Annotated in this window: 22 protein-coding genes; 9 read left to right on the top strand and 13 right to left on the bottom strand. The window is 69.9% G+C overall.

Translation table 11 applies throughout. The annotated features are described in order from the left end of the window. Positions 1-81: 81 nt before the first annotated feature. Complete coding sequence (locus J7E93_RS31050; protein WP_215073353.1) at positions 82-1,092, bottom strand: hydroxyacid dehydrogenase; 1,011 nt, start codon at positions 1,090-1,092, stop codon at positions 82-84. 273 nt (positions 1,093-1,365) lie between these two features. Here J7E93_RS31050 and J7E93_RS31045 point away from each other — a divergent pair, with 273 nt between their 5' ends. The 3 genes from J7E93_RS31045 (at position 1,366) to J7E93_RS31035 (ending at position 3,581) form a co-directional block, all read left to right on the top strand. Further along, positions 1,366-2,226 carry a fumarylacetoacetate hydrolase family protein gene (locus J7E93_RS31045; RefSeq protein ID WP_215073352.1) on the top strand — a complete coding sequence of 287 codons (861 nt, stop codon included), beginning with the start codon at positions 1,366-1,368 and terminating at the stop codon, positions 2,224-2,226. Positions 2,227-2,388: 162 nt separating this feature from the next. Continuing rightward, a complete protein-coding gene (locus J7E93_RS31040) occupies positions 2,389-2,916 on the top strand; it encodes a GDSL-type esterase/lipase family protein (protein ID WP_251067338.1) in 528 nt (175 codons plus the stop codon). A gap of 203 nt (positions 2,917-3,119) precedes the next feature. Then, positions 3,120-3,581, top strand: coding sequence for a hypothetical protein (locus J7E93_RS31035; RefSeq protein WP_374105454.1), 462 nt, complete (start codon positions 3,120-3,122; stop codon positions 3,579-3,581). Between the two features lie 121 nt (positions 3,582-3,702). Here J7E93_RS31035 and J7E93_RS31030 read toward each other — a convergent pair whose 3' ends face one another. After that, positions 3,703-4,314 (bottom strand): DUF998 domain-containing protein, encoded by a 612-nt coding sequence (locus tag J7E93_RS31030; RefSeq protein ID WP_215073351.1) that lies wholly within the window; start codon positions 4,312-4,314, stop codon positions 3,703-3,705. Positions 4,315-4,553: 239 nt separating this feature from the next. On the opposite strand from J7E93_RS31030, the gene J7E93_RS31025 reads away from it, so the two are divergent. After that, entirely contained in the window at positions 4,554-5,900 is a 1,347-nt protein-coding gene (locus J7E93_RS31025) for an NAD(P)/FAD-dependent oxidoreductase (RefSeq protein WP_251067337.1), read from the top strand. Positions 5,901-5,924: 24 nt separating this feature from the next. Here J7E93_RS31025 and J7E93_RS31020 read toward each other — a convergent pair whose 3' ends face one another. From J7E93_RS31020 to J7E93_RS30995, 6 genes are all read right to left on the bottom strand, one after another. After that, positions 5,925-7,262 (bottom strand): tryptophan dimethylallyltransferase family protein, encoded by a 1,338-nt coding sequence (locus J7E93_RS31020; RefSeq protein WP_308368845.1) that lies wholly within the window; start codon positions 7,260-7,262, stop codon positions 5,925-5,927. A gap of 104 nt (positions 7,263-7,366) precedes the next feature. Then, on the bottom strand, positions 7,367-8,716 hold the full coding sequence (locus tag J7E93_RS31015; protein WP_215073349.1) for a cytochrome P450: 1,350 nt from the start codon (positions 8,714-8,716) through the stop codon (positions 7,367-7,369). Positions 8,717-8,724: 8 nt separating this feature from the next. Continuing rightward, positions 8,725-9,318: an ATP/GTP-binding protein gene (locus tag J7E93_RS31010; RefSeq protein ID WP_215073348.1), complete on the bottom strand. Its 594-nt coding sequence runs from the start codon at positions 9,316-9,318 to the stop codon at positions 8,725-8,727. Beyond that, the gene (locus tag J7E93_RS31005) at positions 9,293-9,676 is read right to left on the bottom strand and encodes a DUF742 domain-containing protein (RefSeq protein WP_215073347.1); all 384 of its coding nucleotides are present in this window, start codon (positions 9,674-9,676) and stop codon (positions 9,293-9,295) included. Before J7E93_RS31005 ends, J7E93_RS31010 begins: the two co-directional genes overlap by 26 nt. Beyond that, positions 9,673-10,074 carry a roadblock/LC7 domain-containing protein gene (locus J7E93_RS31000; protein ID WP_215073346.1) on the bottom strand — a complete coding sequence of 134 codons (402 nt, stop codon included), beginning with the start codon at positions 10,072-10,074 and terminating at the stop codon, positions 9,673-9,675. The genes J7E93_RS31005 and J7E93_RS31000 overlap by 4 nt, the downstream gene beginning before the upstream one ends. Further along, a complete protein-coding gene (locus J7E93_RS30995) occupies positions 10,071-11,246 on the bottom strand; it encodes an ATP-binding protein (RefSeq protein ID WP_215073345.1) in 1,176 nt (391 codons plus the stop codon). The genes J7E93_RS31000 and J7E93_RS30995 overlap by 4 nt, the downstream gene beginning before the upstream one ends. A 410-nt stretch (positions 11,247-11,656) precedes the next feature. Between J7E93_RS30995 and J7E93_RS30990 the strand changes: the two genes are divergently transcribed. Then, positions 11,657-11,986: an antibiotic biosynthesis monooxygenase gene (locus J7E93_RS30990; RefSeq protein ID WP_215073344.1), complete on the top strand. Its 330-nt coding sequence runs from the start codon at positions 11,657-11,659 to the stop codon at positions 11,984-11,986. Positions 11,987-12,795: 809 nt separating this feature from the next. Beyond that, positions 12,796-13,236, top strand: coding sequence for a hypothetical protein (locus J7E93_RS30985; protein ID WP_215073343.1), 441 nt, complete (start codon positions 12,796-12,798; stop codon positions 13,234-13,236). A 238-nt stretch (positions 13,237-13,474) separates the two neighbouring features. Here J7E93_RS30985 and J7E93_RS30980 read toward each other — a convergent pair whose 3' ends face one another. Continuing rightward, entirely contained in the window at positions 13,475-13,885 is a 411-nt protein-coding gene (locus tag J7E93_RS30980) for a Fur family transcriptional regulator (RefSeq protein ID WP_215073342.1), read from the bottom strand. Between the two features lie 254 nt (positions 13,886-14,139). Between J7E93_RS30980 and katG the strand changes: the two genes are divergently transcribed. Beyond that, positions 14,140-16,371, top strand: coding sequence for a catalase/peroxidase HPI (gene katG / locus J7E93_RS30975; protein WP_215073341.1), 2,232 nt, complete (start codon positions 14,140-14,142; stop codon positions 16,369-16,371). A gap of 134 nt (positions 16,372-16,505) precedes the next feature. Here katG and J7E93_RS30970 read toward each other — a convergent pair whose 3' ends face one another. Beyond that, positions 16,506-16,934 carry an ATP-binding protein gene (locus J7E93_RS30970; RefSeq protein ID WP_215073340.1) on the bottom strand — a complete coding sequence of 143 codons (429 nt, stop codon included), beginning with the start codon at positions 16,932-16,934 and terminating at the stop codon, positions 16,506-16,508. 108 nt (positions 16,935-17,042) lie between these two features. Here J7E93_RS30970 and J7E93_RS30965 point away from each other — a divergent pair, with 108 nt between their 5' ends. Then, a complete protein-coding gene (locus J7E93_RS30965) occupies positions 17,043-17,219 on the top strand; it encodes a hypothetical protein (RefSeq protein ID WP_215073339.1) in 177 nt (58 codons plus the stop codon). A 47-nt stretch (positions 17,220-17,266) separates the two neighbouring features. Here J7E93_RS30965 and J7E93_RS30960 read toward each other — a convergent pair whose 3' ends face one another. Then, positions 17,267-17,566: a hypothetical protein gene (locus tag J7E93_RS30960; protein ID WP_215073338.1), complete on the bottom strand. Its 300-nt coding sequence runs from the start codon at positions 17,564-17,566 to the stop codon at positions 17,267-17,269. A 256-nt stretch (positions 17,567-17,822) separates the two neighbouring features. On the opposite strand from J7E93_RS30960, the gene J7E93_RS30955 reads away from it, so the two are divergent. After that, positions 17,823-18,839 (top strand): LacI family DNA-binding transcriptional regulator, encoded by a 1,017-nt coding sequence (locus J7E93_RS30955; RefSeq protein WP_215073337.1) that lies wholly within the window; start codon positions 17,823-17,825, stop codon positions 18,837-18,839. Between the two features lie 44 nt (positions 18,840-18,883). Here J7E93_RS30955 and J7E93_RS30950 read toward each other — a convergent pair whose 3' ends face one another. Further along, positions 18,884-19,735: a carbohydrate ABC transporter permease gene (locus J7E93_RS30950; RefSeq protein WP_215073336.1), complete on the bottom strand. Its 852-nt coding sequence runs from the start codon at positions 19,733-19,735 to the stop codon at positions 18,884-18,886. Beyond that, positions 19,732-20,697 carry a carbohydrate ABC transporter permease gene (locus J7E93_RS30945; protein ID WP_215073396.1) on the bottom strand — a complete coding sequence of 322 codons (966 nt, stop codon included), beginning with the start codon at positions 20,695-20,697 and terminating at the stop codon, positions 19,732-19,734. Before J7E93_RS30945 ends, J7E93_RS30950 begins: the two co-directional genes overlap by 4 nt. Between the last annotated feature and the right edge of the window lie 17 nt (positions 20,698-20,714).

The raw sequence follows: 20,714 nt of genomic DNA, 5'->3' as shown, positions 1-20,714 counted from the left end.
GAGTCCCTTACGTCAGCGAATCAGCCACGCCGAGCGAGGCCAGTGCAGGTGCGGGGCAGGGACTGGGGGCGGGAGGCCTCGCTACGCCCGGGTCGAGGCCTGGGCCGGTTCGACGGCGTGCCGCAGGGGTTCACCGCGTACCAGTCGGTGCAGTTCGTCGCGGACCAGCTCGCCCAGGCGGGCCCGTTCCCTGCCCATGGCGCCGGCGAGATGCGGGGTGAGCAGGACGTTGGGCAACGTGAACAGCGGCGAGCGGGGTTCGGGGGGCTCGGGCCAGGTCACGTCGAGGACCGCGGTCAGGTCGGGCCTGTCGCGCAGGACACCGATCACCTCCGGCTCGGCCAGCACGGCACCACGCGCCGTATTGATCAAGGTGGCTCCCTCGGGGAGCAGCGACACCAGTCGTTCGCCCACCAGCCCCTCGGTCTCGGGCAGCAGAGGGGCGTGGACACTCACCACGTCGCAGGACGTGAACAGTTCCTCGATGCCGGTCAGTCGGACGCCCAGCTCCCGGGCGGCGTCCGGTCCGGTCACGGGATCGCAGGCCAGCACCTCGACGTCGAAGTGCCGCAGCCGCTCCGCGACGAGCCGGCCGATCTGGCCCAGGCCGAGCAGCCCCACCCGCGACCCGTAGCCCCCGGGCACCCGTGGATCGCGCGGGAAGCTGCGGCTGACGGCCACCTCGCGGGTGAGCCGGTGAACCTGTTTGAGGCCCAGCAGGATCTGCGCGAGGCTGAACTCGGCGACGGGGACGGCGTTGGCCGCGGCCGCGGACACCACGGGGATGCCGCGGGCCCAGAAGTCCGGCGTCGTCAGGTGCCGCACCGAGCCGGCCGCCACCAGTACCGCGCTCAGCCTCGGGGCACGCGCGAGCAGACCGGCGTCGAGCACCGGCGCTCCCCAGCCGGTGAGCAGGACGTCGACTCCCTCCAGTACGCCGGGGTCACGGCGGAGGGCGTCGCTGGTGAGCGCGGGGGCCCGCCAGTGCACGACGCGACCGATGTCCTCGAGGACACGCGCCGGATAGACATCGGCTCTGCGCTCCTCCTCCATGACCAGCAGGGCGGTGAGCATCCTCGTCGAATCCGCCATCGGCGCGTGCCTCCTGAGGTGTGGTGGTGTCGGCGCCGGCCGGCCTCGTCCGTCGCGCGTCGAGCACGAGGAGCGAGCAGCACCGGCGCGCCACACGATACATCGGATGACCAGGTCGAGCGATCGGTCGAGCCGCATCTTTCTCATGTGTTCAACCGGGCTAGAACACTGGGCATTTGCCTGCGTCGCCCTGACGAACGGCTGGACAAAGCGCCGGATGGTTGGTTGCATTCCCCGTCGATACATCCGATGTGTAGCCGAGGGATGGGTACCATGCGTGTGCTGAGAGTCGGTGAGGCCGGGGCGGAACGGACCGCGGTCCTGGACGGATCGGGTGGGCTCCTCGACGCGTCCGGTGTCGCCGAAGACATCGACCACCGCTCCCTGGCCGACGGCGTGCTCGACCGCCTCGCCAGGGCCGCGGCCGAGGGTGCCCTGCCCGCCCTGGGGATCCGGGGCGACCGCGTACGCATCGGGGCGCCGGTGGCCCGGCCCGGGAAGGTGGTGTGCATCGGCCTCAACTACCGCGACCACGCCGAGGAGACGGGAGCGGCGATCCCCGGTGAGCCGGTCGTCTTCATGAAGGACCCCTGGACGGTCGTGGGCCCGTACGACGAGGTGCTCATCCCCCGCGGCAGCGTCAAGACCGACTACGAGGTCGAGCTGGCCGTGGTGATCGGCAGGACGGCGCGTTACCTGGAGAGCGACGAGGAAGCGCTCGCGTGCGTCGCGGGCTACGCCGTCTCCCACGACGTGTCGGAGCGCGAGTTCCAGCTGGAGCGCGGCGGTCAGTGGGACAAGGGCAAGAGCTGCGAGACCTTCAACCCGCTCGGCCCGTGGCTCGTCACCCCGGACGAGATCACCGACCCGCTGAAGCTCGCCCTCCGGCTGTCGGTGAACGGAGTCGAGCGTCAACACGGCTCGACCGCGGACATGGTGTTCCCGGTCGCCGGCATCATCCGCTACCTGAGCCGGTTCATGGTGCTCCACCCCGGCGACGTCATCAACACCGGAACCCCGGCCGGGGTCGCCCTCGGCCGCCCGGCACCACAGCCCTACCTGCGTCACGGCGACGTCGTCGAGTGCGGGATCGACGGACTCGGCACCATGCGCCACGCGTTCCGACAGGCCTGAAACAGTACGGGACACGGCCCAGCGTCCGGGTCCCGGAGACGAACGGAGGACACACGCGTGCAGTTCACCCGGGACGACCGGCTGCTCTTCATCGGGGACTCGATCACCGACACCGGCCGCGATCGCGAGGACCCCGCGTCCCTCGGCGACGGTTAGGTCCGGATGATCGCCGAGGCTCTACGGGCCTCCTCGGCACCGGGCCGGGAACCGGCCGCGATCCTCAACAAGGGGCTCAACGGCAACCGCGTCAACGACCTGGAGGCGCGCTGGACCGCTGACGTCATCGAGGCCAACCCCTCGGTGGTCACCGTCCTGATCGGCATCAACGACACGTGGCGCCGCTACGACCGCGGCCTGCGCAGCCCCGTACCGGAGTTCGCGGCCTCCTTCGACCGTATCCTCACCCGCGCCGAGGAGAAGCGCGGGCCGCGCCTGTTCGTCATGACGCCGTTCCTCTTCCCGGTCACCACCGAGCAGCGGACCTGGTTCGAGGACCTCTCGCCGCGTACGGAAGCCGTCCTGCGCACCGCCGAGGCCCACGGCGCGACGGTGGTCCGCACGGACCTGGCCCTGCTCCGTGCCGCCGAGGAACACGGCCCCGCCGCCGTCGCGCCGGACGGCGTCCATCCGAGCCCGCTCGGCCACGGCGTCATCGCGGAGGCGTGGCTGGCGGCGGCAATGGCGGTATGAACGTCTCGGGACGGCCTGCGCGCGGCCGTTCCCCCTGAGAGGCGCGCTTCCTCTCCCCTCCCGCTTCCCTGTCACATGGGGCACCGCACCCGTCCACTACGCCATTCGGGGCAATGTCACCTGAGTCGCGTCATGCATCCGGTGCGACCACCTCTCCCTCGGGACGCCGTGCACCGCGGCATGTGACGACAGGGAGATGGACCGTGACCGATTCGACGCCCAGCGCAGCGATGAAGTGGCTGGCGTCAGCCGCGCCCGACCCCGGGGCCTGCTACCGGGAATGGCAGCGCAACCCCTTCAGGCCCGTACTGCTGCCGGCAGGAAAGCGATGGGACGTCCTCCTCGTCCCGGGCCGACTCGGCTACCCGGCGTTCGACCCGCTCACCCGCCGCGTCGACGCCCCGGGCCCCGTGCTCGCCGACGTGGGCGGCACCCGCACCGCCTTCTTCGTGCCCCCCGGCACGGCGGACCACTGGGTCGGCACGGGGATGCGCGGCGCGGGCCTGGGAACATGGATCATCGTCCCGCGCCCCGGCCGAGCCGCCGACGGAATGCGCTGGCTGGTACCGCCGGACGGCACCGGCACTCTCAACGACCCGGCCCTGCTCGAACAGGCCCTGCACGAGACAGCGGCCCGACTCGGCCCGGAGAAGGGCCGGAGCTGAACCCGGCCTTCACGCCTCGTCCGTACGCGGCTGTCGGCGGGTGCGGTGTTCACCTCCCCGCTGTCCGGTCCAGCGCCGTCCAGTCCAGGATCTGCACCGCCGCCCCGGCCGCCTCCATGCATCAGGCACCCGGCGGAGCGGGTTCCTCCTTGGCGGAGTGGCGCAGGCAGGAGGCGACGACCACGAAGGGCCACAGGGACTGAACGGATGTCACAAGGCGTTCGGCGACACCCGCGGCGCCCTGATGCTGCATCTCGATCAGAAACCACGCCGCGCCGACGCACATGAGGGCGGTCGCGGCGAGGGAGGCTACGGGCCGGAGGGCCCAGGGCGCGGCCGCTCCGCCGCGATCGGCGGCCAGGAGCGGCCACACCGCCAGGAGGGCGAAGCCGACCGCGGCGACCGAACCGTGGCGCAGGGAGCCTCCGCTGCTCGGCGCCGGGAGCAGAGCCACCACCAAGGCCGTCACTCCGCCGCCGCCCAGGGCCACGCGCCCGGCGAGCGCGGCCGAGCGCAGCCCCCAGGCGGTCAGCAGGTGGCAGACGCCCAGGGCGAGCAGCGCTCCTGTCATCACCCAGGACCCCTGGGCCCCGTAGGCCGCCAAGACGCTGATCGTCTGGGTGACCGGGTCGTAGGCGGGCCCTTCGAGCAGCGCCGCGATCGTCCAGCCTCCGGTCAACAGGAGCGGCGCACACCCTGACGAAAGCAATGTCCACCTCGGCACGAGTCGCATCGGACCACCATAAAAGCCCTCGTCATTCCCCCCACCGCGCACACGCAGGGGCCCGATCGCCGATCAGCGCGCGGGGCCGCTGCCCTCACCGTGTCGGCTGCCCGGGCCGTGGGACCTCCGCCGTGATCACCGATCGGTATCGTGAGCCATCCGGCCCTCGTCGCCGGTGTGAGCAGCGGGTCGGCTGGGAAGTCAATGCCCGTCACAAGAACGGATGGTGTGCTGTGGAGGGGGATCACTTGGGCGGGTCAGGCGCTGTCGACGTTTCCGATGCTGCGACTGCTGCGACCGTATGCGTCATCGGCGCGGGTCTGTCGGGGCTGGCGACCGCACACGCGCTCTCGGCCAGGGGGGTCGACTTCGTCTGTCTGGAGAAGGCAGCTGACGTCGGAGGGATCTGGCGCCAGCCGGGGGCCGGCGAGCGGGGCCCGGCCTATCTGTCGCTGCACCTCAACAGTGCCAAACAGCTCACGGGTTACGCCGACTTCCCGATGCCGTCCGACCTGCCCCTGTACCCCCGGCACAGCGACGTCGCCGCCTATCTGCGGTCCTTCGCCGAGTGGGCCGGACTGCTGCCCCGTATCGAACTGCGTACCGATGTCCTCTCCGTACGTCAGGACGGCGACGGCAGCTGGACGGTCGTCAGCCGGAACGCGCGAGGGGAGACGGCGGAGCGACGTTTCGCGCACGTGATCGTGGCCTCGGGCCACAACACGGAGGCGGCGCTGCCCGATCCCCTGCCACCGGGTTCCGACTCCTTCGCAGGAAGGATTCTTCATTCGATGGACTACCACGACGGCAAGGACTTCGCCGGGCAGCGCGTCGTCGTCGTGGGCCTGGGGGCGTCCGCCGTGGACATCGCCGCGGATCTCTCCCGGCACGCCGAACGGACCACGCTGTCGGTCCGCCGTGGGCTGCACATCGTGCCCAAGCAGCTCTTCGGCATGTCCGTGGACCTGATCGCCGATGCGCCGTGGTGGAACACCATGTCCTTCCCCGAGCAACGGCGCTTCGTCGAGCAGGCGCTGCTCGTGGCACGGGGCAGGCTGACGGACTACGGCCTGCCCGAGCCCGACCACGCGATCTTCTCCTCGGCCGTGACCATCTCCGACGAGATCCTCAGCCGGATACGGCACGGCGCGGTGCATCCGAAGCCCGCGATCGAGTCCCTGGACGGCAGCCGCGTGTCCTTCACCGACGGGACCTCGGTGGAGGCGGACGCCATCGTCTACTGCACCGGATTCCGCATGGCCTTCCCCTTCCTCCCCGACGGGTGCCCGGCAGGTCCGCGGCAGGGCGCGGTCGAGCTGTACAAGCGTGTCGTCGCACCGGACCGGCCCGGGCTGTACTTCGTCGGCCTGATCCGCCCCGTGGGCTCGATCACACGCCTCGTGGAAGCCCAGGCACGGTGGGTGGCGGGCATCGTCGACGGCGACATCATGCTGCCGTCCACGGATGTCATGCGCGAGGAGATCAGCACGTACCTGAGCGGTATAGACGAGCGCTACGGGCTGACCGAGGGCGCCTCCATCCAGGTGGACGTCGGCCCCTATCTGGGAGAACTGCGGGAGATGCAGGACGCGTAGGCCTGTCCTGCGGATGTGCCCGTCTCAGCGGACGGCTTCGATCCGCGGGGACGGCGCGGCCACCGGCGGCCTGACCCGGTACGCCTCCGAGGAGATGTACGCGGTCACCCGCGGTGGCCTGCCCTGCTGGTGGGCGAGCCCCACGTAGGCGATGAGCCCCACGCCGTCCTGCGGCCGGCGCGAGGTGACGGCGGACAGGGACCGGACGAGCGGGGCGGGGTCCACGCCGTACCTGCCGAGTACGGCCACCGCCCGATCGAGGGCCTCACCGTCGTGCGGGGCGTAGTCGCGGACGGGGACGTAGAGGGTGAAGCCGCTCGGGCGGCCGGACGCCGTCTCGGTGAAGGCGTGGCAGGACTGGACGGGCCGGCGGCCGAGCCGCGGGTCCCCGTCCCCGGCTTCGAGGCCGAAGGCGTCGGCGTCGATGCCGGCGTCAGTGCCGATGGGGGTCTCGATGCCGGTGTCAGGGTCGATGCCGGTGTCGTGACCGGCGGCCATGCGGATGAAGCGCGTGATCTCCGTCCGCCCCGGTCCGCCGTCCACGCGGGACAGGCCGGCCGCCTCGGCTGCCGAGAGGTCGTGGTGCGCCAGGTAGACCTTCACCCGGGGTTCCTCCCAGTCGCCCAGGTCCAGGGCGAAGAACAGGTGGCGGTCGCCCTCGGGCAGAGCCGTGAACGCCTGCCGGTGGCCGAGCCGGTTCAGCGCCTCCCGCACCGTTTCGGCGGAACGTTCCTGCCCGGACGCGGCGGGGTTCAGATACACCTTGACCCTGGGGACGCCGCCGGGGACGAGCTCCAGGGCGCACCAGAGCGCCAGCGGGCCCTCGGGGTTCGGCGGGAAGAACAGGTCCTCCAGCTCGTCCAGTCGTGCGGTACTGAATCCCCAGCGCTGCGCCATCTCGCGGACGACCCGCAGTCCCGTGCGCCCGTTCTGCGCCAGGCCGGCGGCACCGCATCCCGGTTCCAGCAGCACGCGCAGGGTCGGGTCCGCGTTCGGCACGAAGGCGAGCGAGAACTCCACCGGCGTGTGGTCGTCGGAGAGGAAGGAGGGGTAGGGGGGCGGCAGATCCAGGGACCGCTCGGCGACGGGACCCAGCGCCGTGAGGACGGTCCGCGCGTAGGCCGCGGAGTCGGCCCCGTCCAGCCCCGCGACCTCGCAGAGCCGCAGCACCTGTCTCTCCGTATGGCCGCCCAGTGTCTCCCCGTCGGGCGTCTTCGGGACACCGGGCCGGAACGCGGTCACCGGCCTTCCCGTCTCGGACCGGGGCGCCCAAGAAGATACCCGCCCGGCGGGGCGGGTATCGAGGGGGTCCAACTCGGTGGAGTGGCGCATGAAAGCGGCGTCGGCGGATATGTGGTCCACGACACCTCCTTTGCCTCGTAAGCAGCACGGAATAACGCGTTGCTCACTACCCTCGCGGTTGAACGTTCATGCGGGGGTGGGGGTGTCGGTGGGTGTTCGGTCGATCACCTCGTCAGCCAGTTGAGGAACTGACTCCACTTTCCGGTGCGTTCGCGCTGAGGTCCCGCCTGCGCCTGGCGGGGGGCCGTGGGCGCGTCGGGGCGGGTCTGCGGGTCGGGCCGGCGTCCGGAGTCGACCGGAGTGAACCGGGCGGGCAGGGTGGCAAGGCCCCGGTTGAAGGGGCCGGGGCGCCAGGTGAGGCTGTCCTCCGGCACGGCCAGCTCGACGTCGGGGAGCCGGTTGAGCAGGTTCTCGATGGCGGTCACGGTGATCTGCCGGGCGGGGTCCTTGGACGGGCAGGCGTGCGGGCCCGCGCTCCACGCCAGGTGGGCCCGGTTGCTGCCGGACTGACGCGCGGCCGTCAGAGCCGGCCCGGTGTTGGCTGCCGCGAAACTGACCAGGACCAGATCGCCCGCCTGCAGCTTCTCCCCCGCGAACTCCATGTCGCTCGCCGGATAGTGCGGCGCGAGGTTCTGCATGGGCGGGTTCTCCCACAGCGTGTCGTCGATGGCTTCGTCGATCAGGCCGCCCTTGTGGGCGTACGCGTCATGGGTGAGTATCCGGTGCAGGGTGTTGCCGATGAGGTTCCGCAGCGGTTCGTTGCCCGCCACCAGCAGCAGGGCGAGCTGATGGACCATCTCCTCGTCGGTCAGCCTCGCCTGATGCTGCATCAGCCACGAGGTGACGTCCTCGCCCGGTGTGGCCCGCTTGAGCGCCACGAGTTCGCCGACGGCTCCGAACAGCACCTCGACGGCCTTCTCTGCGTTGACTCCGTCGAACATGCCGGTGATGCCGAACACCACCCGGTCGCCGATGTCGGCGGGGCAGCCGAAGAGCTCGTTGAACACGAACAGCGGCAGCTGCTTGGCGTAGTCGCCGAGCAGGTCCGCGGAGCCACGCGAACCGAACTGGGAGAGGAGGTAGTCGGAGACCTGCTCGGTGCTCCGGGTCAGCCTGCGCGTGTCGATGCGGGCCATGCTGTCGGTCACCGCCTGACGCAGCCGCAGATGTTCCGCACCGTCGCTGAACATGCAGTTGGGCCGGTACGCCAGCACAGGCACGACCGGGTTGTCCGGACTGATCCGGCCGTCCTTCAGGTCCCGCCAGCGGCGCGCGTCCTTGCGGAAGGAGCCGGAGTCCTGCAGCAGTTGCAGCGCCGTCGCGTAGTCGGTGACGAGGGTCGCCTCAACCCCCGGAGCGAGCTCCACGGGTGCGGTCGGGCCGAAGTGGCGCAGGTAGGAGTAGTACGCCTGCGGGTCGGCCGCGAACTCCGGCCCGTGCAGCGGCACCCGGCCGCCGGCACCGTGGGCCGGGCACCCGGGCGGGGGCACGGGAGCGGTGGGGTGAACGTCCATGAATGCTCCTAGTGAGCGCGGTCCAGCAAATGGCGGACGAGTGTGATCAGTGCGTCGGCGGACGACTTCTCGTCCCGCGCGTCGCAGGTGACGACGGGGGTGTCGTCGAGCAGGTCGAGCGCCTCGCGCAGCGCCCGTACCTCGCGATCCGGCGTGCCGTCGAAGCGGTTGACGGCGATCGCGTAGTCGAGGCCGTACTGCTCGATCAGGTCGATCACGGCGAAGGAGTCCGCCAGCCGCTCGGGATCGACCAGCACGAGCGCCCCGAGCGCACCGCGCGCCATGTCCTCCCACATCTGCACGAAGCGCTGCTGGCCGGGCGTCCCGAACAGGTACAGCACCACGCGGTCGCTGATGGTCAGACGGCCGAAGTCCATGGCCACCGTGGTGGTGGTCTTGCCCCGGACCCCCTTGAGGTCGTCGTACGATTCTCCGGCCCGCGTCATCGTCTCCTCGGTGGACAGCGGAGGGATCTCCGATATCGCACCGATGAAGGTGGTCTTGCCCACCGCGAAGTGACCGACGACCAGGATCTTCACGGCGGTCTGCGTAGCTCCGCCACGGACGTACGCCTGCTCATCCAAACTTGGTGCGGAGTCCATGCAGCACCTCCTCGAGGATCTGTTTGTCCGCCGGCAGGGCGCGCTGCACGGGAGGCCGGGTGATGAGGTAGCCGCCCTCGGTGAGGGCGGAGAGAAGGATCTTCACCACACCCATGGGCAGCCGCGTGTGCCCCGCGATCTCGGCGACGGAGAGATAGCCGGCGGTGCACAGGTCCAGCAGGCCCTGCTCCTCCGGGGAGAGCCGGGTCGGACGCTGCTGGTGGTCGCCGGCGGCGGTCACCAGGGTGATCAGGGACAGCTGCTCCTCGTCGGGCAGGCCGCGTCCCTTGGTGATGACGTACGGGCGGACTAATTCCGCGGCCTCGGGCTCCCGGTCCTGCTCGTCGTAGCCGCTCATGAGCGGGCACCGAGGTTCTCGCGCGGCGGCGTGGTCAGGACCTTGCCCAGCTGGCTGACGAGCTGCTGCATCCGGAAGGTGATGTCCTGCATGTCGACGTCCGGTGAGGCCGAGACGCCGAGATAGGCGCCCTCCCCCGCGGAGATCAGGAAGACCCAGCCGCCGTCGAACTCGACCAGCGTCTGCCGCCACCGCAGGTGGCCTTCGCCGACGAAGAAGCCGAGCGAGCGACTGAGCGACTGCACGCCGCTCATCGCGGCGGCGACCGTGTCCGCGTTGTCCTTGTGGAAGTCCTTCGTCCGGGCCATCAGCAGACCGTCGGCGGAGATGAGGACGGCATGCAGCGCGCCGGGAATCTCCAAGGCGCTGTCAAGCATCCATGACAGATCGTCGTTCACGAGACCTCATGCCCTTCGCTGCTCGCATCACGTGTGCTGCTCGTCGGATCCGACGCGTCCGAGGGCGTGGCCCGTCCGGACTGCGTGCCCCGCTGGAAGGCCCCCATGACCGCCGCGGTTTCCGCACCGGAGCGGGTCGACGTGGGCGTGCGGGCGTCCGAGGTGGTGCCGGGCACGATGGCCATCGGCCGCTTGCGGCGGCGCCTCGGGAGCCCGTCGACGGTCGAGGAGGCCGTCACCGCGGGTTCGGGGCCGTTCGGCTCCGTCGGGGAGACGGCGGGGACGGCCGGCGCCGGGGCCTTCTTCTCCGGCATCCCGGTGAGCAGTTCGTGCGGAAGGAGGAGCACCGCGCGGACGCCTCCGTACGGCGAGTCGGAGTCCACGGACGCCTCGAAGCCGAAGCGCTCGCAGAGCACGCCGATCACCGCGAATCCGAACTGCGGCGGGCTGCCGAGGCCTGAGACACCGGAGACCCGCTCGGTCGACAGGAGCTTCGCGGCCTTGGCCCTCTCCTCGTCGTTCATGCCGACACCGGCGTCGTCGACGACGATGCAGACGCCCTTGGGAACGGTACGGATGTTGATCTCGACCACGGTGTCCGGGCTGGAGTAGCTGGTGGCGTTGTCGAGCAGCTCGGCGAGGGCCAGCGCCACGGGTTCGACGGCTCGACTGGTGATGCCGAAGTCGACCTGCGACAGGATCTCCACGCGCCGGTAATGGCGGATCCTGCCCTGCGCGCTGCGGACCACGTCGTAGATGGAGGCGACCTCACGCTGTCGCCCCAGCCAGCCGTCACAGAGCACGGCGATGGACTGAGCGCGCCGGCCGAACTGCGAGTTGGTGTGGTCGATCTCCAGGAGGTCCTCGAGAATGACGGACTCGCCGTACTTGTTCTGCAGACCGGAGATGATCAACTGCTGCTCGGCGGCCAGGCCCTGAAGCGTCCGCATCGCGGACTTGAGGACCGTCCTTGTGGCGTCCTGGGCGCGCTCTTTCTCTTCCTCGACGGACTTCGTGTAGCTGTTCTCCAGCTCGGCGTAATGGGTTTTGAGCCCTTCGATGTCCTGCCGCAAAGTCCGCGCCGCCCTGCGTTGGCGAACAATGACGGCTACTGCGCCGAGGAAGGCGACGAGGAGGACCCAGAGCACTGGGTTCTGTATGTGATGCGTCATAAGACTCTCTTCAGGCGACTGACGGCCAGCTGCCGAATTCCGTCAATGCGGGCAGACCGGTGGACCGTCCGTACCGGGAGTACCGCCCGGATGTCCCCCATGGCCGGAGATGTCGCCCGCACCCATCCGCCACTCCGTAAGCGCGATGATCGTATCACCGGGCACGAACACATGACTGATCGTCAATATGGGGATTTCTGGGCGAAATTGACCCCGCTTGGGACCCCGTTCCGCCTCACCGGAAGCGGACGGAGCAGGTGCGACGCCGTGCGAGGACACCGCTGAACGGGCGGTCCGCCGAGGCCAGTTGGGGAGACGGGGCAGGCGAGAACCGGAAGAAGCGCGAGAGCGATCGTGTTGCCTCCCGCGAGAGACACCGTGTTGCACAGGCCCTGTGAGGAGCATCGAGCATGACTGAAATCAGTACGGACGACGACCTGGTCACGTACATCAATGTCTTCACCGTCGCTCCCGAGAATCAGCGACGTCTCATCGAACTGCTCCAGTACATGGCGCGGGAAGTCATGCCGAAACTGCCCGGTTATGTGCAGGCCAATATTCACCGCGGCCTTGAGGGCACTCGCGTGGCCAACTACAACCAGTGGCGCTCGCAGGCGGACCTGGCGGCCGCACGGGAAGACCCGGATGTGCGGGCGTGTATGGAACAGGTGCTGAGCATGGCGACGCTCGACCTCGTACCGTACGAAGTCGTTTCCGTACACCGCCGCGAGGTGTCGTAGCCCGGGAACGTGCGCCGGATCACTCGCCGGCCGGGCGGACGAAGAGCCCCGCCTTCACGGGTGGCGGCGCCGGTGCGGGCGGCGAGCACGATCTCACCCGGATGCCACGACCGCGTCCCCTCGCTCATGTCACCAGGTCTCGACGCCACTCACCGGACCGCCGCCGAGGGCACGCAACAGGGTCGAGCACCCTCCGTGGCCTGCTGCCGAGCGCGTTCCGCCCGGCAGCTCCCACCGCGAGCGGACGGTTCCCGGGCCGTGAGCGCGGGGCGGTGCCCATGCCGCCTACGGAGCCGTCCGGGATGCCGGCGCCGACCCCTCGGGCACGATGCCGGAGAAGGGCGCCTCCCGGATCGCGGTGTTCTCCGTCCATCCGAGTCCGTGCCCCTGACCGGCGGCTCAGGGCGCCCCTTCGTGCCCGCTCCGTCGGACACCGCGTGCTCGCTGCCATCGGCGGTCGGCCGGGTTGCCTCACACATCCACGAACGAGTACCGCACATCCGTAAACGAGCGGGACGGCGTCGAGGCGTCCCGCTCGCCGTGCCGAGCGGCCGACGCGGTGACCGTGGCGGCGGCTCAGCTTTCTACGTCCTTTGCCCCTTCGACCGGACCGCCTCACCGACGACTTCGGCGCGCCGAGTCCGAGCGACCGCCTTCCACAGGTGCCTCACCTGTCGGGGGCGGTGTTTTCTGCGACGCCACCCGGACACCCGCCCACCCAATTCGCCAGCTTCCGCCTCCCTTTGATCCCCTCGATCTCTGAGGAATAGTCGGCGGTTCCAGCGGCCACGGCGTGATGGGGCGTTGACATGAATCGGTATGTCCGAGCGGCTGTGTGGCTGGCCTCGGCGGCGGACGATCCCGGTGGGTGCCTGCGGGAGTGGAGCATCGGTCCGCGTGGTGTCGTCCTGCTGCCGGCGGGCCGGCGGTGGGACGCCCTCTCGGTCCCCGAACGCGTGGGGCACAGTCTTCTCTCCGCCCTCGCACGCAGAGCGGCCCGGCGGCGACCGGGCCCGGTCATCGCGGACCGGCGGGCCCAGCAGCTCGTCCTGCTCCTCGCTCCCGGCAGCACCGCGCCCCCGCTCGGGCGCGGCGCCCGGTACCTGACGAACGGGACATGGCTCGCGGTCCCCGCGCTCGACCGGCCCGTCTCCGGACTGCAGTGGCTCGTCCGGCCCGACGACCACGGGACCCTCTTCACGCCCGCCGACGTCTACCGCGTGCTGGACGCACGCAGAGCCGCATGGTGAGCGCCCCACGGCACCGGCAGCGGTGGATGCGAACGGCCGGCGCACGCCTGCGCTCCTTCCACCTCCGCATGCGCCGGGCGCCGGGCCGGCTCCTGCGCCATGTGGCGTGGGGCGCCCGACATGACTCCTACCGTCTTCGGGAACGGCCCCCCGCCCCGTCGGAATCGAGCCCTTCTGGGCCCGACGACGGTGGATGAGCGGGGTCCCGAGCGTGCCCGGTCGGTGACGGCGACCGGCTTCAGGCGCAGGAGGGGCACACCCCGCGGTAGGTGACCTCGACCTCGGACACCGTGAAGCCGAACCGATCCTCCACCGGGAGGCCGGCCAGCGGATCGCCGGTGGGGTGGACGTCGCGGATCGTGCCGCAGCCGGAGCAGACCAGGTGCTGGTGCGGATGGTGTGCGTTGGGGTCGTAACGCTTCGCGCGGCCGTGGGCGGAGACCTCGACGACCTCACCGAGGGAGACCAGCTCTCCCAGGGTGTTGTAGACGGTCGCCCGGGAGATCTCGGGAAGTCGCTGTGCCGCGCGGGCGTGCACCTCGTCGGCCGTGAGATGGACGTGCTCACCATCGAGGACCTCCGCAACGACACGCCGCTGGGAGGTCATCCGCCAGCCACGCCCTCGCAGTCGCTCCAGCAGGTCACTCATATCGGTTCACCTCTTCGGGTTCGGCGGTGTCCGAAGAACACCGGTGGACGTCCGAACTCCTATGGGATATCGGCTTCGTGCGCTTCTTGACTTGGATTCCGTCCATCGTAGGATCGCTCTTCGTCGATGGCCAAGGGGCAGGAAGACTCCAGTACGGCAGGAGGCGGAGAAGTGACCGCGCTCCCGCGGTCCCCCTCTCTTCCCCTGCCCGCAGTTACCGAGCACCGTGATCCGTCTGGTCCGGAAGGATTCCCATGTCTGAGAACCATGATGCAATCGTCGTAGACGCGAAGACGGAAGGCGGAGGTGGCTGCCCGGTGGCTCACGGGCGTGCCCCGCACCCGACCCAGGGCGGCGGAAACCGTCAGTGGTGGCCGGAGCGGCTCAATCTGAAGATCCTCGCCAAGAACCCGGCCGTGGCCAACCCCCTCGGCGAGGAGTTCGACTACGCCGAGGCGTTCAAGACCCTCGATCTCCCGGCGGTGAAGCGGGACATCGCCGAGGTGCTGACGACCTCTCAGGAGTGGTGGCCCGCCGACTTCGGCCACTACGGCCCCTTCATGATCCGGATGGCGTGGCACAGCGCGGGCACGTACCGGATCAGCGACGGCCGCGGCGGCGCCGGGGCCGGCCAGCAGCGCTTCGCCCCCCTCAACAGCTGGCCGGACAACGGCAATCTCGACAAGGCCCGCCGCCTGCTGTGGCCGGTCAAGAAGAAGTACGGCCGGAGCCTCTCGTGGGCCGACCTCATGATCCTCGCCGGCAACGTCGCCCTGGAGTCGATGGGCTTCGAGACCTTCGGCTTCGGCGGCGGTCGTGCGGACGTCTGGGAGCCGGACGAGGACGTCTACTGGGGTCCCGAGACCAGCTGGCTCGGCGACGAGCGCTACACCGGCGACCGAGAGCTGGAGAACCCCCTCGGCGCGGTCCAGATGGGGCTCATCTACGTCAACCCCGAAGGCCCGAACGGCAACCCGGACCCGATCGCCGCGGCCCGCGACATCCGTGAGACCTTCCGCCGGATGGCGATGAACGACGAGGAGACGGTCGCCCTGATCGCGGGCGGCCACACCTTCGGCAAGACCCACGGCGCGGGCCCGGCGGACCATGTCGGCCCCGATCCCGAGGCCGCCCCGCTGGAGCAGCAGGGCCTCGGCTGGAGCAACTCCTTCGGCACGGGCAAGGGTGGCGACACGATCACCAGCGGTCTCGAGGGCATCTGGACGGACACCCCGACGACGTGGGACAACAGCTTCTTCGACATCCTCTTCGGCTACGAGTGGGAGCTGTTCAAGAGCCCCGCCGGCGCGCACCAGTGGCGGCCGAAGGACGGCGCCGGGGCGGGCACCGTGCCCGACGCCCACGACGCGTCGAAGAGCCACGCCCCGACGATGCTGACGACCGACCTGTCGCTCCGCTTCGACCCGGCGTACGAGCAGATCTCGCGGCGCTTCCACGAGAACCCCGCCGAGTTCGCGGACGCGTTCGCCCGTGCGTGGTTCAAGCTGACCCACCGTGACATGGGCCCGGTGGTGCGCTACCTCGGTCCCGAGGTCCCGACGGAGACGCTGCTGTGGCAGGACCCGCTGCCCGCGGTGACGCACGAGCTCGTCGGCGCCGAGGACATCACCACCCTCAAGAGCCGGATCCTCGGCTCGGGTCTCTCGGTGTCCCAACTGGTCACCACCGCCTGGGCGTCGGCCTCGTCCTTCCGCGGCAGCGACAAGCGCGGCGGCGCCAACGGCGCCCGCATCCGCCTCCAGCCGCAGATCGGCTGGGAGGTCAACGAGCCCGACGAGCTGGCGTCCGTGCTGCGCACCCTGGAGGGGATCCAGGAGTCCTTCAACGCCGAACAGGACGGCGGCAAGCGGGTCTCGCTCGCCGACCTGATCGTGCTCGCCGGTGCCGCCGCTGTCGAGAAGGCAGCCAAGGACGCGGGCTTCGACATGGAGGTGCCCTTCACGCCGGGTCGCGTGGACGCGTCGCAGGAGCAGACCGACGTGGAGTCGTTCGCCGCGCTCGAACCGACCGCCGACGGGTTCCGCAACTACCTCGGGAAGGGCAACCGGCTGCCGGCCGAGTACCTGCTGATCGACCGGGCCAACCTGCTGAACCTGAGCGCCCCCGAGATGACGGTCCTCGTCGGCGGGCTCCGCGTCCTGGGTGCGAACCACCAGCAGTCGCCGCTGGGCGCCTTCACCACGACCCCCGGGTCCCTGACCAACGACTTCTTCGTCAACCTGCTCGACCTGGGTACGACGTGGCAGGCGACGTCCGAGGACGCGAACACGTTCGAGGGCCGCGACAGCGCCACGGGCGAGGTGAGGTGGACCGGCAGCCGCGCCGACCTCGTGTTCGGATCCAACTCCGAACTGCGCGCACTGGCGGAGGTGTACGCGAGCGATGACGCGAAGGAGAAGTTCGTGAAGGACTTCGTGGCGGCGTGGGACAAGGTGATGAACCTCGACCGGTTCGACCTCGTCTGATCACGTCACGGCGTCCAGGTCGGCCCGCACCGGCCGGCCTGGACGTCTTCCGGCCGGCCTGGACGTCTTCCGGTCGGCCTGGACGTCTTCCGGCCGGCCCTCGTCCTGGAGTGGCGGTCGCGGTGCCGGGCGGATCACACGAGGGAGAAACGCGCCCTGACCCGTTTGCCCAAGGGCTGCGGCTCCACGCTCACACTCTCGCAGAGGGCCACGACGATCTCGACTCCGTGCTGGCCGATCCGCCGGGGATCATGGCCGCGGGGCACGGGCGACGCTTCCCGCCGGTCGAACACCGAGATCTCCAGGACCCCCTCGAACAGCTCGAACAGGAGCCGGCACGGGCCCGGCGCGTGGCGCACCACATTGGTCACCAGCTCGCTCACCACCAGCCGCGCGAGATCGATGCGCTCAGGGGTCACGGGCTCGCGCCCCACGGCCGGCGAGGCGTTGAGGAAGTCGGCCGTGAAGTCACGAGCGGACGTGATCATGCCGTCACCGCCGTCGTAGTCGACGCTCGCGCAGAGCGCGGGTCGTCTCGCGCTGTGCATGACGATCGAGTCCATCACCGCCCCTCCTCCCTCACGCGAGTCGCGCGGTCGCCTCGTCCTGCGCATTTCCCCCCTCGGCCATTCCATACCGTCACCCGCCCGAGAATTCGGGGGGCGCGACCGGTGAGGAGCGCCGGGGCTCCCGACCTGATCACCCGGCTCGGCAACGTACCCATCAATGGCCGGATCAAGCAGTGGGCCGCCACCGCGGCACCGGCCGACCACGCCGCGATCCTGGACCGCTGGGAGGCTTTCAACTACGCCGCACCGGCGCCGCGGTCGCTGTCTTCGCGCTGCTGATCCTGCTCTGTCTGCGCGAGCGCGACGCGGGCCGGTGAACGAGGACGTCAACGCTGGCCGGCGAGGGCGGCAAGGCCCTTGCCCAGGTCCTCCCGGTTCATGACCGGCGAGTAGGTGATCTTCGCGCCCAGCTCGATGAAGAAGGGCTCCGCGGTCTTCGGCATCTCGGAGGGGTCGGCCAGGTCGAAGACGATGTACGCCGTCCGACACCCGTTCTCGGTCGTGAAGTAGGCGGCCTCCGGACGCAGCGCGTCCAGCGCCTTCTCCATCGTCGACGGCATGGTGCCACTCTTGATGGCCTCGTTGGAGATCTGCGTGTCCATCTGAACCTTCAACAACATACGCATGACGGCAGTCCTTTCCCAGCCGGGCAGGCGCGCCGACCGGTGCGCCGTTCACACCCGGGCGCCCGTACCACCAGCCTCTCTCCATCCCGTCGCGGGGACCAGTCGGTGGCCGGGCGGTCGGGTCCGGAACACGCGGGACAGCGCTCAGGTGATCGCCTCGGGAGGAGGCGAGGAGGCGAGAAGGCCACGCTGCCCGGCACGGCGGTGCGGGTAGAGTCACGGGGATGCGAGGACCTGTGCAGACCGGGAGTGACGCGTGAAACGGCCGACGATCGCGGACATCGCGCGGCGCGCCGGGGTCTCCAAGGTGGCCGTCTCCTATGCCCTCAACGACCAGCCCGGCGTGTCCGACACCACCCGGGCCGCGATCAAGGCGATCGCGGAAGAGCTCGGCTGGCGCCCCAACAGCGCCGCCCGTGCCCTCAGCGGCGCCCGGGCCCAGGCCGTCGGTCTCGTCGTGCGACGGCCGGCGTCCACCCTCGGCGTGGAGCCCTTCTTCATGGAGTTCATCAGCGGCATCGAGAGCGTCCTCTCCGACCGCTCGTACGCGCTGATGCTGCAGATGGTCGACAGCCACGAACGCGAGCTGGAGGTCTACCGGCGCTGGTGGGGAGAGCGTCGGGTGGACGGCGTGTTCCTTGTCGACCTGCACACCGACGACCCGCGTGTCACCGCGATCGAGGCCCTCGGCCTCCCGAGCGTCGCCATCGGGCCGCCGCAGAGCTCGGGCAGCCTCACCTCCGTATGGTCGGACGACGGGGCGAGCGTCCTCGAGACCGTGCGGTATCTGGTGGCGCTCGGCCACCGGCGCATCGCGCGGGTGGCGGGGCCCGCGGACTTGGCGCACACCGCCGTCCGGGACACCGCCCTCCGCATGGCCTGTGCGGAGGCGGGGCTGCCCGATCCGGAGGTCGTCCACACCGACTACACCGGCGACGAGGGGGCTCGCGCCACCCGCCGCCTGCTCATCGCCGCGGAACGTCCCACCGCGCTGATCTTCGACAACGACATCATGGCGGTGGCGGGCTTGTCCGTGACGCAGGAACTCGGCCTCGACGTTCCCGCCGATCTGTCCCTCGTGGCGTGGGACGAGTCCCCCCTCACCCAGGTGGTCCGCCCCCCGCTGTCCGCCATGGCCCGCGACATCCCCGCGTACGGGGCGGGCGCCGCCCGGGCGCTTCTGTCCCTCATCGCGGGTGACGAAGTCGCGGACGTAGAGGGCGAGTACGCGCGTTTCGTGCCGCGCGGCAGCACCTCCGCCCCACCCCGCTGACCCCCTCCTCCCCTCTGCCCGTCCCCGCCCGGACCACGCCTCCGCTACTTCGTGGCCCCCTGCGCGAAGCCGTTGTAGATCCAGCGCTGCAGCAGCAGGAACACGACGAGCGTCGGCAGGATGACCAGGATCGCGCCCGCCGAAATGGCCTCCCAGTGTGCTCCGAAGGGCCCCTTGAAGCGGAACAGCGCGGTGGAGATCGTGCCGAGCTCCTCGGAGTGCAGGTAGAGGAAGGGAATGTAGAAGTCGTTGTACGTGGTGATTCCCTTGATGATGACGACGGTGGCGATCGCCGGCTTGAGGAGCGGAAGAATGATCTTCCGGTAGATCGTGAAGGTGTTGGCGCCGTCGAGGCGCGCCGCCTCGTCCAGTGACGTGGGGATCGAGCGGATGAACTGCAGGAAGATGTACACGGAGACGATGTCCGTGCCCATGTAGAGCAGGATCGGGGCCCAGCGGGTGTCCACCAGGCCGAAGCTGTTGATGACCTGGAAGGTCGCGACCTGGGTGGTCACCCCCGGTACGAGGGTGGCGACGAGGAAGAGCGCCATGACGAGCTTCTTCCCGCGGAAGTCGAAGCGGTCGACCGCGTAGGCGGTCATCGAGCCGATGAGCACGGTGCCGCCGATGGAGAAGACCAGGATGAACGCGGTGTTGCCGAAGGCCGCGAGCATGTTGCCGTCGGTGAACGCCGTGACGTAGTTGTCGAAGTTCAGCCAGTCGCCCGGCAGCGACAGCGCTCCCCCTTCGGTGACCTCCCTGGACGTCTTGAGGGAGGTGAGGAAGACGACGGCCAGCGGCAGCAGGACGACCACCACCGCGGCGAGCAGCGACAGATAGGTCAGCGCGGTCCCGACGGGGAAGGGGCGGCGGCGAGTTGTCGGGTCCGGGGTCATACGAGGTCCACCTTGTCGTCGGGCACGAGCCGGCGCTGGATCCAGGTGATCAGCAGGATGATCACCAGCAGCACCACGGCTGCGGCCGAGGCCAGACCGGTCTTGTTGAACTGGAAGGCGAGCTTGACCGTCTGGATGACGAAGGTCGAGGTGCCGGTCGCGCCGCCGGTCATGATGTAGGGGATCTCGAAGACGGACAGGGAGCCGGAGATCGCCAGGATGATGCTGAGGCTGAGTACGGGCTTGATGCTCGGGGCGATGATGTGGCGGAACTGCTGCCACTTGCCGGCGCCGTCCAGTTGGGCCGCCTCGTACAGCTCGCCCGGTATGGACTGGATGGCGCCCAGGAAGAGGACGAAGTTCAGGCCGGTGAAGCGCCAGACCGACACACCCGCCAGGGAGACGTTGGCGGACGTGGGGTCGCCGAGCCAGGGGTGATCGGTGGTCACGCCGAGCCAGGACAGTACGGAGTCGAGGGTGCCGCCGTCCTGGAAGAAGTACAGGAAGACGAAGCCGATCGCGACGCCGTTGATGAGATAGGGGAAGAAGAGGATCCCCTTGAAGAAGTTGCGGAACCTCAGGTTGAAGCTCAGGACCGCGGCGAAGTACAGCGCGACACCGATCTGGAACACGGAGGCGGCGAGGTAGTAGCCGCTGACGAAGAAGACCCGGAAGATCTCGGGGCGGGTGAAGATCTGGACGTAGTTGTCGGCCCCCGTGAAGTTCCGGTCGGGGCTCACCCCGTCCCAGTCGGTGACGCTGTAGGAGATCATGCTCGCCACGGGCACGTAGGTGAACGTGATCAACAGCGCCAGCGGCGCCGCGAGGAAGAGCCACGGGGTGGCCCGCCGGAGCGGGGAGTGGCGCCAGGAGCGCACCCGGGTGCTGTTGCCGCCTCGGCGCTTGACGGGCGCGAGGCGCCGCGCGGCCCCGGGCGCGGGGTCCGGCGCGGCCCCGGGCATGGTGTCCGGCGCGGCCC

This window comes from Streptomyces sp. ISL-36 (assembly GCF_018614205.1).
Taxonomy (GTDB): Bacteria; Actinomycetota; Actinomycetes; order Streptomycetales; family Streptomycetaceae; genus Streptomyces.
Note: the sequence above shows the minus strand (reverse complement) of the source record. Positions and strands in the feature narration are given on the sequence as shown.

Coding starts and splice junctions, on each gene's coding strand:
- J7E93_RS31050 (WP_215073353.1), bottom strand. CDS start 1,092: ATGGCGGATTCGACGAGGATGCTCACCGCCCTGCTGGTCATGGAGGAG.
- J7E93_RS31045 (WP_215073352.1), top strand. CDS start 1,366: ATGCGTGTGCTGAGAGTCGGTGAGGCCGGGGCGGAACGGACCGCGGTC.
- J7E93_RS31040 (WP_251067338.1), top strand. CDS start 2,389: ATGATCGCCGAGGCTCTACGGGCCTCCTCGGCACCGGGCCGGGAACCG.
- J7E93_RS31030 (WP_215073351.1), bottom strand. CDS start 4,314: ATGCGACTCGTGCCGAGGTGGACATTGCTTTCGTCAGGGTGTGCGCCG.
- J7E93_RS31015 (WP_215073349.1), bottom strand. CDS start 8,716: ATGGACGTTCACCCCACCGCTCCCGTGCCCCCGCCCGGGTGCCCGGCC.
- J7E93_RS31010 (WP_215073348.1), bottom strand. CDS start 9,318: ATGGACTCCGCACCAAGTTTGGATGAGCAGGCGTACGTCCGTGGCGGA.
- J7E93_RS31005 (WP_215073347.1), bottom strand. CDS start 9,676: ATGAGCGGCTACGACGAGCAGGACCGGGAGCCCGAGGCCGCGGAATTA.
- J7E93_RS30995 (WP_215073345.1), bottom strand. CDS start 11,246: ATGACGCATCACATACAGAACCCAGTGCTCTGGGTCCTCCTCGTCGCC.
- J7E93_RS30990 (WP_215073344.1), top strand. CDS start 11,657: ATGACTGAAATCAGTACGGACGACGACCTGGTCACGTACATCAATGTC.
- J7E93_RS30985 (WP_215073343.1), top strand. CDS start 12,796: ATGAATCGGTATGTCCGAGCGGCTGTGTGGCTGGCCTCGGCGGCGGAC.
- J7E93_RS30980 (WP_215073342.1), bottom strand. CDS start 13,885: ATGAGTGACCTGCTGGAGCGACTGCGAGGGCGTGGCTGGCGGATGACC.
- katG (WP_215073341.1), top strand. CDS start 14,140: ATGTCTGAGAACCATGATGCAATCGTCGTAGACGCGAAGACGGAAGGC.
- J7E93_RS30970 (WP_215073340.1), bottom strand. CDS start 16,934: ATGGACTCGATCGTCATGCACAGCGCGAGACGACCCGCGCTCTGCGCG.
- J7E93_RS30960 (WP_215073338.1), bottom strand. CDS start 17,566: ATGCGTATGTTGTTGAAGGTTCAGATGGACACGCAGATCTCCAACGAG.
- J7E93_RS30950 (WP_215073336.1), bottom strand. CDS start 19,735: ATGACCCCGGACCCGACAACTCGCCGCCGCCCCTTCCCCGTCGGGACC.
- J7E93_RS30945 (WP_215073396.1), bottom strand. CDS start 20,697: ATGCCCGGGGCCGCGCCGGACCCCGCGCCCGGGGCCGCGCGGCGCCTC.